At 72.5% G+C, this 15008-nt stretch carries 13 protein-coding genes; 1 reads left to right on the top strand and 12 read right to left on the bottom strand.

Translation table 11 applies throughout. The features are described 5' to 3' along the window. Positions 1–336 precede the first annotated feature (336 nt). A complete protein-coding gene (locus tag ACZ68P_RS12015; protein WP_471005264.1) occupies positions 337–1149 on the top strand; it encodes a tyrosine-protein phosphatase in 813 nt (270 codons plus the stop codon). A gap of 49 nt (positions 1150–1198) precedes the next feature. On the opposite strand, the gene ACZ68P_RS12010 is transcribed toward ACZ68P_RS12015, so the two are convergent. From ACZ68P_RS12010 to ACZ68P_RS11955, 12 genes are all read right to left on the bottom strand, one after another. Further along, positions 1199–1354: a DUF6126 family protein gene (locus tag ACZ68P_RS12010; protein ID WP_471005263.1), complete on the bottom strand. Its 156-nt coding sequence runs from the start codon at positions 1352–1354 to the stop codon at positions 1199–1201. Between the two features lie 20 nt (positions 1355–1374). Next, on the bottom strand, positions 1375–2022 hold the full coding sequence (locus ACZ68P_RS12005) for a helix-turn-helix domain-containing protein (RefSeq protein WP_471005262.1): 648 nt from the start codon (positions 2020–2022) through the stop codon (positions 1375–1377). 91 nt (positions 2023–2113) lie between these two features. Beyond that, positions 2114–3646, bottom strand: a complete 1533-nt coding sequence (locus ACZ68P_RS12000) for an aspartate aminotransferase family protein (RefSeq protein WP_471005261.1) — start codon at positions 3644–3646, stop codon at positions 2114–2116. Continuing rightward, the gene (gene dxs / locus ACZ68P_RS11995; RefSeq protein WP_471005260.1) at positions 3643–5523 is read right to left on the bottom strand and encodes a 1-deoxy-D-xylulose-5-phosphate synthase; all 1881 of its coding nucleotides are present in this window, start codon (positions 5521–5523) and stop codon (positions 3643–3645) included. The genes ACZ68P_RS12000 and dxs overlap by 4 nt, the downstream gene beginning before the upstream one ends. A 66-nt stretch (positions 5524–5589) precedes the next feature. Next, on the bottom strand, positions 5590–6612 hold the full coding sequence (gene hpnH, locus ACZ68P_RS11990) for an adenosyl-hopene transferase HpnH (protein ID WP_365714552.1): 1023 nt from the start codon (positions 6610–6612) through the stop codon (positions 5590–5592). Between the two features lie 7 nt (positions 6613–6619). Then, positions 6620–7273, bottom strand: a complete 654-nt coding sequence (locus ACZ68P_RS11985; RefSeq protein WP_471005259.1) for a phosphorylase family protein — start codon at positions 7271–7273, stop codon at positions 6620–6622. Beyond that, on the bottom strand, positions 7273–9303 hold the full coding sequence (shc, locus tag ACZ68P_RS11980; RefSeq protein ID WP_471005258.1) for a squalene--hopene cyclase: 2031 nt from the start codon (positions 9301–9303) through the stop codon (positions 7273–7275). Before shc ends, ACZ68P_RS11985 begins: the two co-directional genes overlap by 1 nt. Before the next feature lie 108 nt (positions 9304–9411). Further along, the gene (locus ACZ68P_RS11975; protein ID WP_471005257.1) at positions 9412–10512 is read right to left on the bottom strand and encodes a polyprenyl synthetase family protein; all 1101 of its coding nucleotides are present in this window, start codon (positions 10510–10512) and stop codon (positions 9412–9414) included. Further along, positions 10509–11954: a hydroxysqualene dehydroxylase HpnE gene (hpnE, locus tag ACZ68P_RS11970; RefSeq protein ID WP_471005256.1), complete on the bottom strand. Its 1446-nt coding sequence runs from the start codon at positions 11952–11954 to the stop codon at positions 10509–10511. The genes ACZ68P_RS11975 and hpnE overlap by 4 nt, the downstream gene beginning before the upstream one ends. Before the next feature lie 82 nt (positions 11955–12036). Next, positions 12037–12987 carry a presqualene diphosphate synthase HpnD gene (gene hpnD, locus ACZ68P_RS11965; RefSeq protein ID WP_471005255.1) on the bottom strand — a complete coding sequence of 317 codons (951 nt, stop codon included), beginning with the start codon at positions 12985–12987 and terminating at the stop codon, positions 12037–12039. Then, positions 12984–13904, bottom strand: coding sequence for a squalene synthase HpnC (gene hpnC, locus ACZ68P_RS11960; protein ID WP_471005254.1), 921 nt, complete (start codon positions 13902–13904; stop codon positions 12984–12986). Before hpnC ends, hpnD begins: the two co-directional genes overlap by 4 nt. A gap of 315 nt (positions 13905–14219) precedes the next feature. Then, complete coding sequence (locus ACZ68P_RS11955) at positions 14220–14873, bottom strand: TetR/AcrR family transcriptional regulator (RefSeq protein ID WP_471005253.1); 654 nt, start codon at positions 14871–14873, stop codon at positions 14220–14222. Positions 14874–15008: the final 135 nt, after the last annotated feature.

Here is a 15008-nt window from a genome sequence, read left to right as displayed (position 1 = left end):
GCCTGTCGGCGCGAACAAGCCGTCTTATTCCCCACGCATTCCGTGGGCTGATTTCCGCCCGGAATTCCGGTCACCCTCCGTGGATGCCGCCACCTCGATCCCCTTTTCGCGCAGGGAGTTCGCGAAAGACGATCAGGCACGTTCCGTCACGGTTATGACGCTGCTCACGCACCGAAACCCATCTCCCCTGTTACCAGGGCGCGTTATCACCAAGGCCCCAATTCGGACAGAACACCCATTCCCGTCCGAGGGGTGTGCGCGGGGGCCGCCACCCGGAATGATTGCCCCAGGAACCGATCTCGTATCGTCGAAGTCCGCCAACACTCAGGAGCACTCGTGACGCAGCAGCTGCCGCAGGTCTCGTCGACCGAACCCGAGCTGAGCGGGGTCCGCAACTTCCGGGACGTGGGCGGCCTGCCGACCGTGGACGGCAGGTCGGTCCGGTTCGGCCGCCTCTTCCGCAGCGGCCACCTGGCGCACGCCACCGAGGAGGACGCGGCCTTCCTCGCCGGCCTCGGGCTGCACACCGTCTTCGACTTCCGCAACGCGGCCGACCGGAAGGTCGAGGGCGCGGACGTCGAACTCCCCGGCGTGCGGAACGTGAACATCCCGCTCAACGACCCGGCCGACGGCAAGGAGTTCTGGAAGCTGGTCAGCGGCGGCGCGCTGGAGCAGCTGCGCGAGGCCCTCGGCGGCGGCAAAGCGGCCGACCGGATGTCCGATTCATACCGGAAGATGGTGGTCGACCGGACGGCGGAGCACAGCCGCGTCCTGCACGCGATGGCCGACGACAGTGTCCCCGCCCTGATGCACTGCGCCGCCGGCAAGGACCGCGCGGGGCTGTCCATAGCTATCTCGCTGCTCGCGGTGGGCGTCGAGCGGGAGGCGATCGAGGCGGACTACGTCAAGTCGAACGACCCCCACCGCCGTTACAAGATCCGTCGCAGCTCCACCTCCGCGGACGCGATGGCCCCCGAGGTGATGGAGCTGCTCGGCCCCCTCTTCGACGCGCGGGTGGAGTACCTCCGGGCGGCGTTCGAGACCATGGAGCGGACCTGGGGCACGACCGAGAACTACCTGTCGCAGGGGCTCGCGCTCGCCCCGGAGACGCGGGAGCGGCTGCGCGCGCGGCTGGTCACGGAAGCCTGAGCCGACGAAGAGCACCGGGCACCCGGCAGACCGGGCCCCGGGCCACCGGTCACGGGTTCTGGCCGCCGAGCGAGAACAGCAGGTAGAGGAAGCCGGCGAAGAGGTGCCCGGCCACGAGATAGGCGAAGAGGCGCAGGACCAGGCCCTTGGGGAACTTGCCGCCCCCTCGCTCCTCGCCGGTGACCGCAGTTGATTTGTCGGACATGTCGGATCCCTTCCGTGGATTCACCGCGGGAGCGCGGTCCCGTCACCGAGACACGTCTCGGCGGCGGGGCTCTGCATCAGCGTGTGGACGAAGAGCAGGTCGGCGCCGCCGCTCGTGGCGGCGCCGATGCGATGGGGCGTGAGCGAGTCGAAATGGGCGCTGTCGCCCGGGTCCAGGACGTGCACCGCGTCGCCCAGCGACAGCCGCACGCGGCCGGCGACGACGTGCAGCCACTCCTCACCCGGGTGGACGCGCACGAGGTCGGAGCGGGTGGCGTACGGCACGTGGACGCGGAGCGCCTGCAGGGCGCGCCCGGGCCCGCCGGCCTGGTGGTAGATCCAGCCGTCGGCCTCGACGGGCTCGGACCGGCCGGCGCGGATGACGGGGTCGCGCTCGGCGGGCACCTCGCCGAGGAGCGCGGAGACCGTCGTACCGTAGATACGGGCCAGCGCGAGCAGCATCGGCAGCGAGGGCTGGCGACGGCCCGTCTCCAGGCGGGACAGGTGCGCCGGGGAGAGCCCGGCCCTGCGGGCGGCGGCCTCCAGCGTGAGCCCGCGCCGTCGGCGCAGCCCGCGCAGCTGGGGAGCCATGTCGGGAAGAGCGGCGGCTTCGTCCGGGCCGTCCGGCGCGAGGGGGTCCGGGGACGGTCCCGCGGAAAGATGCTCCATCCCTCTATTGCGCCAGGAACTTTCCCCCCAGGCAAGTTTCTTGCCTCAGGGGCAAACTCACCTCCGCCGCCGCGCCCCCGGCACCACCCCGCTAGCGCTGGGCCACCGCCTGCTTGACCAGCGTCTTCCCGAAGTCCCACATCAGCCCCCCACCGCCGTGGGCGTCGTCCATCACCGCCGTGAACGCGGTCAGGAACCGCTCGATGTCGGCCTCGTCGATGACCAGCGGCGGAATCAGCTTGATCACCTCCATGTGGTCCCCCGACACCTGGGTCAGGACGCGGTGCCGCTGGAGCAGCGGGACCACCACCATCTGGGCGAAGAGTCCCTTGCGGGCGGCCTGCAGCATGGTCCACCGGCCGCGCAGCCCGAGCGACGACGGCCGCCCGAACTCGATGCCGATCATCAGCCCGCGCCCGCGGATCTCGTGGAGCAGTTCGTAGCGGGGCACGAGCTCCTTCAGCCGCGAGGACAGCAGCTCGCCCATCCTCCGCGCGTGGGCCACCGTGCCCTCGGACTCCATCACCGAGAGCACGGCAAGGCCGGCCGCCATGGCTTGCGCGTTGGACCCGAAGCTGGCCGAGTGGACGAGGACCCGGTCCATCGAGGAGTACACCTTCTTGAAGATCCAGTCCTTACCCAGGGTCGCCCCGACGGGTACGTAGCCGCCGGAGAGCGCTTTGGCGACACAGACCAGGTCCGGTTCGACCCCTTCCTCGTGCTGGTACGCGTAGAAGTCGCCGGTCCTTCCGAGTCCCGTCTGCACCTCGTCGGCGATCAGCAGGGCCCCGTGCCGGCGCAGCAGCTCCTGGGCCGCGCGCAGGAAACCGGGCGGGGCCTCGTGGACGCCCTTCCCCTGGACGGGCTCGACGACGAAGGCGGCGACGTCCCCCTTGCGCAGCTCCCGCTCCAGCGCGTCGAGGTCGCCGAGACCGATCGCGGTGTCGGGAAGGAGCGGGGCGAAGCCGTCGCGGAAGGACCTCTCGCCGTTGACCGAGAGGGAGCCCGTGGTCAGGCCGTGGAAGGCGTGGGAGCAGTAGAGGACCCTCGGCCTTCCGGTGGCGTACCGGGCGAACTTCAGGGCGGTCTCCACCGCCTCCGTGCCGCTGTTGCCGAAGAAGACCCGGTCCAGGTGGGGGCTGTGGGCGAGCAGCCGCTCGGCGAGCAGTCCGGGCAGGGGCTGGCAGTCGAAGCGGGTGAGGTCCGCCAGAGAGGCGTCGAGGACGTCGTGGAGCGCCTTGCGGACGACGGGATGGTGCCGGCCGAGGCCCATGACGCCGAAGCCGGCCAGCATGTCGAGGTAGTCGCCTCCCTCGGAGTCCCAGAAGTGGGCGCCCTCCGCCCGCTCGTACACCTTGTCGAAGCCGAGGGTGTGCAGCATGCGCGGGAGCTGGTGGTTGAGGTGCCGGGTGTGCAGCTCGTAGCGCTCGGCCCCCCGCGCGGCGAGCAGGGCCGCGAGGTCGAACTCCCCGCTCTTCCCCACGCCCGGCGCGGCCCCCGCCGGGCGTCCGGCCGGAGCTTCCGCCACGGCATCCGCCGGGTGCCCGGCCGGTGCCGCGGACGGGGCCCGCGCCGGGTCGTCCGTCGATCCGTCGGTGGCGTCGCCGCCTCTCGCGTCGCTCATCGCGCCTTCTCCTCGTGTGCCAGGGCGGCACTGATCCGTCCCGCGATCTCCACGGGTGTGAGCCCGATGTCGGCGAGCACCTCGCCGCGACTGGCGTGTGCGAGGAACTGGTCGGGGACGCCGAAGTTCCGCAGCGGTACGTCGACGCCGGCGTCGCGCAGCGCCTGACCGACGGAGGCGCCGACCCCTCCCGTACGGCTGTTGTCCTCCACGACGGCGACCAGCCGGTGCCGGGCGGCGAGCGGGGCGAGCGCGGCGTCGACCGGCTTGACCCAGCGGGGGTCGACGACCGTGCAGCGCAGGCCGCGGGCGGCGAGCAGGTCGGCGCTGCGCAGGCAGACGTCGGCCATCACGCCGACGGCCACCAGCAGGATCTCCGCGTCCGACTCCTCACGCAGGACGTCCATCCCGCCGATCCGGCCCACGGCGGGGATCGGCTCGCCCGCCGTCGCCTTGGGGAAGCGCAGCAGCGTGGGCGCGTCGTCGACGTCGACGGCCTCGCGCAGCTGACTCCGCAGCCGGTCGGCGTCGCGCGGGGCGGCGATCCGCAGTCCGGGGACGACCTGGAGGAGGGAGAGGTCCCACACGCCGTTGTGGGAGGCGCCGTCGGTGCCGGTGACGCCCGCCCGGTCCAGGACGAAGGTGACACCGCACTTGTGCAGGGCCACGTCCATCAGAAGCTGGTCGAAGGCCCGGTTGAGGAAGGTCGCGTACACGGCGACGACCGGGTGCAGCCCGCCCGTCGCGAGCCCGGCCGCCGACACGGCGGCGTGCTGCTCGGCGATGCCCACGTCCCAGACCCGGTCGGGGAACCGCTCGGCGAAGCGGGTCAGGCCGACCGGCTGGAGCATGGCGGCGGTGATCGCGACGACGTCGGGCCGCTCGGCCCCGATCTCGGCGAGGGCCTCGCCGAAGACGGCCGTCCAGGACGGGCCGGTGGCCGGGGCGAGCGGCTCGCAGGTCAGCGGGTCCATCGCGCCGACGGCGTGGAAGCGGTCGGCCTCGTCCCTGAGGGCGGGCTGGTAGCCGCGGCCCTTCTCGGTCAGGCAGTGCACCAGCACCGGCCCGTGGAACCGCTTCGCGCGGCGCAGGGCGGCCTCGACGGTCCCGATGTCGTGGCCGTCGACGGGACCGACGTACTTCAGGCCGAGGTCCTCGAAGAGGCCTTGGGGCGCGAAGGTCTCCTTGAACCCCTTCTTGGCCCCGTGCAGGGATCCGTACAGCGGCTTCCCGACGACGGGGGTGCGCTCCAGGATGTCCTTGCCGCGGGCGAGGAAGCGTTCGTAGCCGTCGGTGGTGCGCAGCGTGGCCAGGTGGTCGGCGAGGCCGCCGATCGTCGGGGCGTAGGAACGCTCGTTGTCGTTGACGACGATGATCAGCGGGCGGTCCTTGGCGGCGGCGATGTTGTTCAGCGCCTCCCAGGCCATGCCGCCCGTCAGGGCCCCGTCACCGATGACGGCGACGACGTGGTCGTCCTTCCTCAGGACCTCGTTCGCCTTCGCCAGGCCGTCGGCCCAGCCGAGGACCGTGGAGGCGTGCGAGTTCTCGATGACGTCGTGCTCGGACTCCGCGCGGGACGGATAGCCGGAGAGTCCGCCCTTGCCTCGCAGCTTGGAGAAGTCCTGCCGGCCGGTGAGCAGCTTGTGCACGTAGCTCTGGTGCCCGGTGTCCCAGAGGATGCGGTCGGCCGGCGAGTCGAAGACCCGGTGCAGGGCGATGGTCAGCTCGACCACGCCGAGGTTCGGTCCGAGATGGCCACCGGTCCTGGCGACCGAGCGGATGAGGAACCGCCGGATCTCCTCCGCCAGTTCGGCCGGCTCCGTACCGCTCAGCGGCCGGAGGTCGTGCGGCCCCCGGATGTTCTCCAGGATCGTCATGTGCGGCCCCCTTTCTCACGGGGGCGGGGGGCCACGACGGTGTGGCGGGCCCCCGCGCCCCTCGGATCACCCGTTGTTTCCGGAGACGGTCTCGCGGACCGCCCTGAGGGACTCCTTCAGCGAGCCCATGGTGGCGAGGACGGCGGTGGGCTCGTACCCGCAGTGCGCCATGCAGTTGGCGCAGCGCGGGTCCTTCCCGCGGCCGTACTTGTCCCAGTCGGTGTCCTCGACCAGCTCACGGTAGGTCGGGACGTACCCGTCGCTCATCAGGTAGCAGGGGCGCTGCCAGCCGAAGAGGGAGTAGTTCGGAATCGCCCACGCGGTGCACGGGAAGTCGGCCTTGCCCTCCAGGAAGTCCAGGAAGAGCGGCGAGTGGTTGAGCCGCCAGCGCCTGCGGTTGCCGCCCGCGAAGGCCTTCTTGAACAGCTCCCTCGTCTGCTCCACGCCGAGGAAGTGCTCCTGGTCGGGCGCCTTCTCGTAGGCGTACGCCGGCGAGATCATCATCTCGTCGACCCGGAGGTCGTCGTTGAGGTAGTTGAGCACCTCGATGACGGTCTGCGGGGTGTCGGTGTTGAAGAAGGTGGAGTTGGTGGTGACCCGGAAGCCGCGCCGCTTGGCTTCCTTGATCGCCGCCACCGCCTCGTCGAACACACCCTCCTTGGCCACGGACTCGTCGTGCCGCTCCCGCAGTCCGTCGATGTGCACGGCGAAGGCGAAGTACGGGGAGGGGGTGAACTTCTCCAGCTTCTTGCGGAGCAGCATGGCGTTGGTGCAGAGGAAGACGTACTTTCTCTTCGCCACCAACTGGCCGACGATCTCGTGGATCTGCGGATGCATCAGCGGCTCGCCGCCCGCGATGGAGACCATGGGCGCCCCGGACTCCAGGACCGCACCGACCGCCTGGGCGACCGGCATGCGCTGCTTGAGCACACCTGCCGGGTGCTGGATCTTTCCGCAGCCCTCGCACGCGAGGTTGCAGGCGAACAACGGCTCCAGTTCGACGATCAAGGGGAACTTGTCGCGCTTGCGGAGCTTCTGTTCGAAGAGATAGGTCCCGACCCGGATGGACTGACGGAGCGGCATGGCCATAACTCGTTCACCTCCTGGGGAGCAGTAAAGAACGGTGCCATTCGAAGAACGCGGGGCGGACGGCACGAAGAACACGGAAAGCAGATATTCCACCGCGTACCGTGCTAATTCGGACAAGTTCGTGCTCCGGGGCGTCCACGACCACTCGTACGGCCGCAACCGGGCGGGGTCCGGCGGCCAGGGCGGTGCGCAGCGTGGCGGCGGATTCCATGTCCACCGCGATCGCCCCGGTCTCCCGCAGCTCGGCCCGCTCGTGGCCGCGTACGACGTGGTCGGAGCCGGTCAGCGGACCGGTGTGGACGGTCCGGCCGGGCACCGCCCGGCGCAGGGCCTCGACCAGCAGTTCGGTGCCGGTACAGCGGGTGGTGCCGTCGGGGCCCCGGGTCTCCTCGGCCACGATCAGGTCCCCGGGGTGCATGCCGGGGGCCAGCCCCGCGCAGAAGCCGGAGGCGACGACGGCGGCGTCCCGCCACTCCCGGGCGTCCAGCGCCCGGGAGACCGTACGGCGGGCCTGGGCGGGGCCCATGCCCGTCCGCACCACGGCGAAGGACCCCGGCGCGCCGCCCCGGCCGCCGCCGCGCAGGGCGAGCCGCTCGATGCCCAGAGCGCAGGCGACCAGCAGCGGGGGCACGGAGCCCGCGGACTCCGGCTCCTCTCCCATCAGCCCTCCCTGGCGGCGGCCGGCTCGCCGTTGACGTAACGCCCGAGCGCGGTAAGCGGGAACACCTGTCGGTAGAGGTGGTAGTTGATGGAGAAGTCCCAGGGGAAGCCGGTCCCGGTGAAGTGCGGCTCGTCCCAGGAGCCGTCCGGCCGCTGGTTCTCGGCGAGCCAGGCCACGCCCCGCTCGACCGTCGTGGAGGCGCGCTCCCCGGCGGCCAGGAGCGCGAGAAGTGCCCAGGCCGTCTGCGAGGCGGTGGAGGCGCCGCGACCGATCCAGTCCGCCTCCTTGTACGACCGCAGGTCCTCGCCCCAGCCGCCGTCCTCGTTCTGCACGGATTCCAGCCAGGTGACGGCCCGGCGGATCGCCGGATGGGACCCCGGCAGCCCGGCAGCGACGAGAGCCGGGACCACCGACCCCGTGCCGTAGACGTAGTTCACACCCCAGCGCCCGAACCAGGCGCCGAACGGCTCCTGTTCGGCGAGCAGCCACTCGATCCCCCTGCGGGTACGGGGGTGCCGGGCCTTGCCCTCGTAAGCGAGCATCTCGACCACGTGGGCGGTGACGTCGGCCGACGGCGGGTCGATGACCTCACCGAAGTCGCAGAAGGGCAGCCGATTGGGGAAGGCGCTGGTGTTGTCGGCGTCGAACGCGGCCCAGGCGCCGTTCCTCGACTGCATGCCGAGGCTCCAGCGGACGCCGCGGGCGATGGCGGACTCGATCCGAGCGGGGTCGGGGTGCCGCACCCGGCGCAGCGCGAGGACGACCTCGGCGGTGTCGTCGATGTCCGGGTAGTTGTCGTTGTGGAACTCGAACGCCCAGCCGCCCGGCGGGAGTCCGGGCCGCCGCACCGCCCAGTCGCCGGGCCTGACGACCTCCTCGCCGAGCATCCAGTCGGCGGCCCTGACCAGGGCCGGGTGGTCGGCCGGAACCCCCGCGTCGGCGAGGGCGATGGTCGCGAGGCAGGTGTCCCACACCGGCGACTGGCACGCCTCGATCATCCGCGCGCCGTCCTCCCGGTGCACGGCGAACCGGTCGAGGGAGGCGAGCCCCTCGCGCATGACGGGGTGCTCGAGGTCGTAGCCGAGGAGGTACAGCGCGATCACCGAGTAGACCGCGGGCGGCTGGATGCCTCCCCAGCAGCCGTCGTTCTCCTGGCGCTCGACGATCCAGCGGGCGGCGGCGTTCATGGCCGCCTTGCGCAGTCGGCGCGGGGCGACGCGGTGGTAGACGTGCAGCGCCTTGTCGAGCCGCTGGAAGAGGCCGTCCCAACTGGCCGCGGGCGCGAGGGGCCGGGGCGGGTTGGGCCGGGACGGGTCGGTGTGCAGTTCGTCGAGCGGGAAGGGCGCGGGGCGCACCGGCCGTTTGGCGGAGACCACGGTCAGCGGCACGATGGTCTGCCGGGCCCAGCAGCCGAAGTCGTAGATGTTGAGCGGGAACCACTTCGGCAGGAAGATCAGCTCGGGGGGCAGTTCGGGCAGGTCCTCCCAGCGCCACCAGCCGAAGAGCGCGAGCCAGATCCGGGTGAAGACCCTGGCGGCGGCGATTCCGCCCCGCTCCCGGACCCAGGCGGCGGCGCGGGCCATGTGCGGGTCGTCGGGGTCGTCCCCGGCGAGCCGCAGCGCCACGTACGCCTCGATGGTGGCGGAGAGTTCGCCGGGCCCGCCGTGGAAGGTGGCCCAGGTGCCGTCCTCGCGCTGCTCGCCCCGGATGAAGAGGGCGGCGGCCCGGGCGGTGTCCGCGTCCAGGATGCCGAGGAACTGGCGCAGGAGGAGGTCCTCGGCGTCCATGGTGACGTTGGTCTCCAGGTCGCCCTTCCACCAGCCCTCCGCGTCCTGGCGGCCGAGCAGATGGGTGATCGAGCGCTCCGCCGCCCGGGCGGCGATCCGGTCCAGGGCGTCCGGCGCGGGTTCCGCGGCCCGGACGGCGGGCTCGTGGAGGACGGCCGTCACGGGGAGGGTGTCGGGTGTTTCGCTGGCCGCGGCCGCCCGGGGGCCCACGGCCCCGGCGCTTCCGTCGGTCGTCGCTGTCATGGCTTCCCCTTCGTGCAGTAGGTGTACTTCCGCTACTTCGGGTCTGCCGTCGGCCGGTGCCCGGTGGCACCGGCCGGCGACTGCGAACTCATATCAGGGTGATGGTGATCATCTCTTCCGTACGACGACGAAGTCGGCGAGCGCGGTGAGCTGCTCCCTGACCCGCTCGGGCATGTCGACCTCGTGCAGGGCGTCGATGGCGACGGCGTGCTGGCGGCGGGCCTCCTGGGAGGTCCACTCGCGGCCGCCGGCCTTCTCGATGAGGGCGGCTCGGGTGGCGAACTCCTCCTCGGAGAAGGACTCGAACTCGTTGGACTTGGCGTCGGCGGCGAGCAGTTCGCCGAGCCGCTCGGAGGCGTGCCCGCCCGCGGCGAGGGCGGCGACGACCGGCAGGGACTTCTTGCGCTGGCGCAGATCGCTCCAGGTCTGCTTCCCGGTGGACTCCGGGTCGCCCCAGATGCCGAGGAGGTCGTCGACGGCCTGGAAGGCGAGGCCGAGGTGGTAGCCGTACTCCTCCAGCTTGTCCGCCGTGCGGTCGTCGGCGCCGCCGAGGACGGCTCCGATGGAGACCGCGCAGGCGAGCAGCGCGCCCGTCTTGTTGCCCTCCATCTCCAGGCACTCCTCGACGGTGACCCGCTCGCGGTGCTCGTAGGAGATGTCCTGGGCCTGCCCGTCGATGAGCTTGCGGCTGGCCGTGGTGAGACGGCGGGTGGCCCGGCCGGCCTCGACGGTGCCGATCTCGAGCAGGATCTCGTTGGCGAGCGCGAACAGGGCGTCGCCGACGAGGATGGCCTGGGCGGGGCCGTGCACCTTCCAGACGGTGTCGCGGTGGCGGCGCTGCTCGTCCCCGTCCATGAGGTCGTCGTGCAGCAGCGAGAAGTTGTGCACGAGCTCCACGGCGACCGCGCCGGGGACGCCGACCTCGGCGGGGGCTCCGGCGGCCTCGGCCGAGAGCAGGGCGAGCGCCGGACGGACGGCCTTGCCACCGTCACCGTCGGCGGGGTTGCCGCGTGCGTCGATCCAGCCGAAGTGGTACGCGGCCACGGTGTCCATGGGCGGTGCGAGCCGGTCGACGGCCGCCCGCAGCACGGGGGTGGACAGCGTCCGCCCCCGCTCCAGCAGGGCGGTCACGTCCGCGGTGTCGACGGCCGGTTTCACCGGGGGCACAGTCGGCACGGTCTCTCCTCTTGTTCCAGTACTCACACTCATACCGCCTCCTGCAGCGGATGTTCATGGCGGCGGCCGAGGGCGCGGAGCGCGGCGCCCGCGGCGCTGAAACCGCTGCGGACGGCACCCTCCATGGTCGCGGGCCACCCGGTGGCGGTCCACGTGCCGGCCAGGTAGAGGCCGGGGGCGTGGGTGCGGGCGCCGGGGCGGAGCCGGCCGACGCCCGGGGTGGGGGCGAACGTCGCCGTCCGCTCCCTGGTGACGAAGAAGTCCCTGACCCGGGCGGAGCGTGCGGCCGGCAGCAGCCGCTCCAGCTCCGGGAGGTAGCGCTCGCGCAGCACGGCGACCGGCTCGTCGATGTCGGCCTGTGCGGCGGACTGGGAGACGGCGAGGTACTGCCCGCCCGCCCGGCAGCCGCCACCGACCGTGACCGGGGGGCCTTCGGGCCCGCCCCTGAGCAAGCCGGAGGAGTCGGTGCGGTCGAAGACCCACTGGACCGGGGAGCCGAGGGCGGTGAAGAAGGGCTGCCGGAGCACCTTGCGGTCGTAGACGACGTGCAGGTTGAGGATGGGCGCTGTGCCGATGTCGAGGAGCCGGTCGGGGTCGTCGAGAGCGCCCTCGGGCAGCAGCGCACGGGTCTCGCGCTGCGGCACGGCCAGGACGACGGCGTCCGCCTCGATGGTCTCGCCGGGCACCTCGACGCTCCAGCCGCCGTCGGCGGTGCGGGAGATCCGCTCGGCCTTGGTGCGCAGCTCGGTGCGTACGCCGAGGGAGTCGAGGGCCTTGCGGGCGCGGGTGTCGTGGAGCTCGCCGAGCGGCACGTGGGCCCAGCCGATGTCGGCGGCGCCGGGCTCGGAGAGGAGCCCGGTCTTGAAGACCATGGCGGCCAGGCCCATGGAGGCGTGGGGCGCGGTGGCGTTGAGGGTGGCGACCCCGACCAGGTCCCAGAGCGCTTCGACGGCGCGCGCGCTCTGGCCGTGCCGGCCGAGCCAGGTGGCGAAGTCGATGCCGTCCAGGGCCGGGTCGGCGGGGTCGAGCCGCTTGAGGGCGAGCGCCGCCCGGCCGACACCGGCGCGTTCGGCGAGCGAGAGGTGCGGGTACGTCGCCAGGCTCCGCGCCAGGTGCAGCGGTACGGGAAGCCCGGTGCGGCGCAGCCGTCCAAGGCGGGGGCCGCGCGGGTGCGCGACGTCGAGGACGGGCACGTCGAGCCGGTCCTGGACGGGGGCCAGGTGGGCGCCGTCGACCCGGTCGAGGAACCAGCGGTACGCGGTGCAGCAGCGCAGGTAGACGTGCTGGCCGTTGTCGACGGTGAGGTGGCCGCGCTGGAAGGAGAAGGCGAGGCCGCCGAGGCGCGGGCGCCCTTCGAGCAGGGTGACGCGGACGCCCGCGTCGGCGAGCTGGAGGGCGGAGGTGATCCCGGCGAGTCCGCCTCCGACGACGACGGCGTGCGGCTGTCCGCCGGAGCGCGCGGTGTCCTGGGTCATGGCTTCCCCCTTCGGGCCCTCACGGGCAGGGACGCGACGGCGTGGTCCGGGGTTGCCCGGAACGGGGTCACGGACTTCGCCATCAGGCACGCCTCCTGACCGTGTGCCGGGAGATGTGGCGGGTGTCGAGACCGGAGAGCCCGCGGACGGCGACGTACGCCTTCTCGTGGCCGGGGAGCGAGACGCGGCCGCGCAGGACGGCCTCGGGGTCGCGTTCGATGCGGTCGAGCAGCCGGCGGTAGATGCCGGCCATGGCGGCGACGCAGGCGCCGCTGCGCCGGTCGAGCATGGGCAGCAGGCGGTAGCCCTCGGCGAACAGGGCCCGCGCGCGCCGGACCTCGTAGTGGACGAGCCCGCCGAAGTCGGACCCGGTCGGCGGGGTGTCGCCGTGGAAGCCGTCGCCGCAGCCGAACTTGGCCAGGTCGTCGGAGGGCAGGTAGACGCGCCCGTTGGCGGCGTCCTCCCGTACGTCCCGGAGGATGTTGGTGAGCTGGAGGGCGAGGCCCAGCGTATCGGCGTACTCGGAGGCGCGTTCGGCGCCGTGCGCGCCGGGCTGGGCGCCGAACACCCCGAGCGAGAGCCGTCCGATGGCGCCGGCGACACACCGGCAGTAGACCTTGAGGTCGTCCCAGGTCTCGTACGTCTCGCCGCGGACGTCCATCAGGACGCCGTCGATGAGTTCGTCGAGGCCGCCGAGGGGGATGGGGAAGCGGCGGGAGGCGTCGGTGAGGGCGACGGCGACGGGGTCGGTGTCGTCGTCGTCGACGGCGCCCCGGCGGATCCGGTCAAGCAGCGCGCGCGTGGACTCGAGCCGTTCGCGCTTCGCCTCGGGCGCGAGGGCGCCGTCGCCGATGTCGTCGACGCGCCGGGAGAAGGCGTACAGGGCCGACATGGCCTGGCGCTTCTCCGTCGGCAGCAGTCGGATCCCGTAGGCGAAGTTACGGGCTTGCTGTCCGGTGACGGCCTCGCAGTAGCTGTACGCGGCCTGTACCGGTGCGGATGTCTCCGTCTGTCCCTCCACGGTCCGGCTCACCCCTCTCTCCGCGCTCGGAGCAGGACCGCTCCCGCTTGGCGGATCAGACTCGGTTTGGTGGCCTTGGGCGGCCTCGGCAGGACGTCGAATCCGGCGGCGGCGATCGCGTCGAGCGCGGCGTGTCCGCCGGCGGTGAATCCGGCGAGCAGCAGGCGCAGTCTGCCGTGGACGCTCGCGACGAGCGGGGCGCCTTCGTCGAGGAGGGCGCGGGCACGTTCCGCCTCGAAGGCGACGAGGGAGCGCACCGACGCGTTCGCGGTGGGCCGGGCCAGGTCGTCCTCGGTGATGTGGAAACGTTTCATGTCCTCGTCCGGCAGGTAGATCCGGTCGCGGCCGAGGTCCTCGGCGACGTCCTGGAGGTGTTCCACGATCTGCAGCGCGGTGCAGACGGCGTCGGAGCGGCGGACCCGCTCGGGGGTCTCGGTGCCGGTGATCGCGAGGACGAGCCGGCCGACGGGGTTCGCGGAGAGCGCGCAGTAGGCGACGAGGTCGTCGTAGGTCGCGTAGCGGCGTACGAGCTGGTCCTGGCGGTTGGCCTCGATCAGGCCGAGGAAGGGCTCGGGGGTGAGGGCGTGGCGCCGGACGGTCGGCAGGAGGGCGCGCAGGAGGGGGTGACGCGGCTCGCCGTCGGCGGGGTCGAAGACCCGGGCGAGATCGGCCTCGAAGGCGTCGAGCATCGCGAGCCGGTCCTCCGCCCGCTCGGGGCCGAGGCCGAGGTGGCGGGCGTCGGCGCCGCCGGGCGCGAGGTCGCCGTCGCCGATGTCGTCGACGAGGCGGGCGTAGCCGTACACGGCCATGAGGTCCTCGCGCCAGGCGCGGGGCAGGAAGAAGGGGGCCACGGGGAAGTTCTCGTCCGTGGCCTTGTCGAGCGTGGTGCGCGAGGTGGCGTCGGGGCGCGCCTGCCGGGTTCCCGTCACTGAGGGCTGCCCGACGCGGGGACGGCGACACCCTCGGGGAGCTGGAGATTTCGCGTCATGGCCGTCACATCTCCTGTTCTACACTGCCGACCCAATCCATCCTATTTCGGACACGCCACCCGGCCTCCCCGGAGGGAACGCCGCCTGACGGCCGGGATGCCTAGGGGGTATCGCCCCACTTGCCACGAATCAGCACCGGTACAGCTTACGTTGTACAACGCCCGTCACCGCCCCGGGGTGCCGGGCATACGGCGAGAACATCTCCCGGCGCGTCAACATGGCCCGGAGGAGCGGATGTTCACGTTCCGTCGGCTCTCAGTCGGCGCGGGCTCCGGAGACGACCATGGCGAGGGTGGACTCCACGACGGCCTGGCGGCGCTGCGCCGGGAGCCGCCGCAGCGGCCCGTCGAGCAGCAGGAGCGAAAGCCCGTGGACGGCCGACCATGCCGCCACCTCGGTGGCGGGGCGGGACCGGCAGGGCCCGCGGCCGGTCCTGGCCAGGGCGTCCAGTGCGTCCGTGAGCAGGGCGAAGGCCCGGATCTCGGGTTCCTGCTCGGCCGTCTGCCCGGCGGCGGCCCGGCCGTCCGCACAGGAGGGGCGCGGGGTGCAGAAGGCGGCCCGGTAGAGCCCCGGGTGGTCGAGCGCGAAGCCGATGTACCCCCGCCCGAGGGAGGCGAGCCGCAGCTCGGCGGCGAGCGCGGGGTCGTCGGCGCCGGGAGCGCGGGCGGCGGCGCGCTCCATGGAGTCGGCGAGCGCCCGCTGGGCGTGGGTCGTGACGGCGCGGAGCAGCTCGCCCCGGCCGTCGAAGTGGCGGTAGGCGGCAGTCGGCGACACGCCGACCCGGCGGGCGGCCTCGCGCAGGACGACCCGTTCGGGACCGCCTTCGGTGGCCAGGTCGACGGCCGCGGAGATCAGGGCGTTGCGCAGATCACCGTGGTGGTAGGACTTTCCCCCCGAGAACGCTGCCATGCGCTCATCCTGCCCGATGTTGACCGCATGAACATTCCAGGTGGCGCCGCGACGCACGGGAGGCCGGGCCGGTGCGGGCGGGGCGCCGGGACACGGGAGAGGGGCCCCGCCGGTCATGGCCGGCGGGGCCCCTCT

The sequence above is a fragment of the Streptomyces sp. NPDC036822 genome, assembly GCF_055609145.1.
Note: the sequence above shows the minus strand (reverse complement) of the source record. Positions and strands in the feature narration are given on the sequence as shown.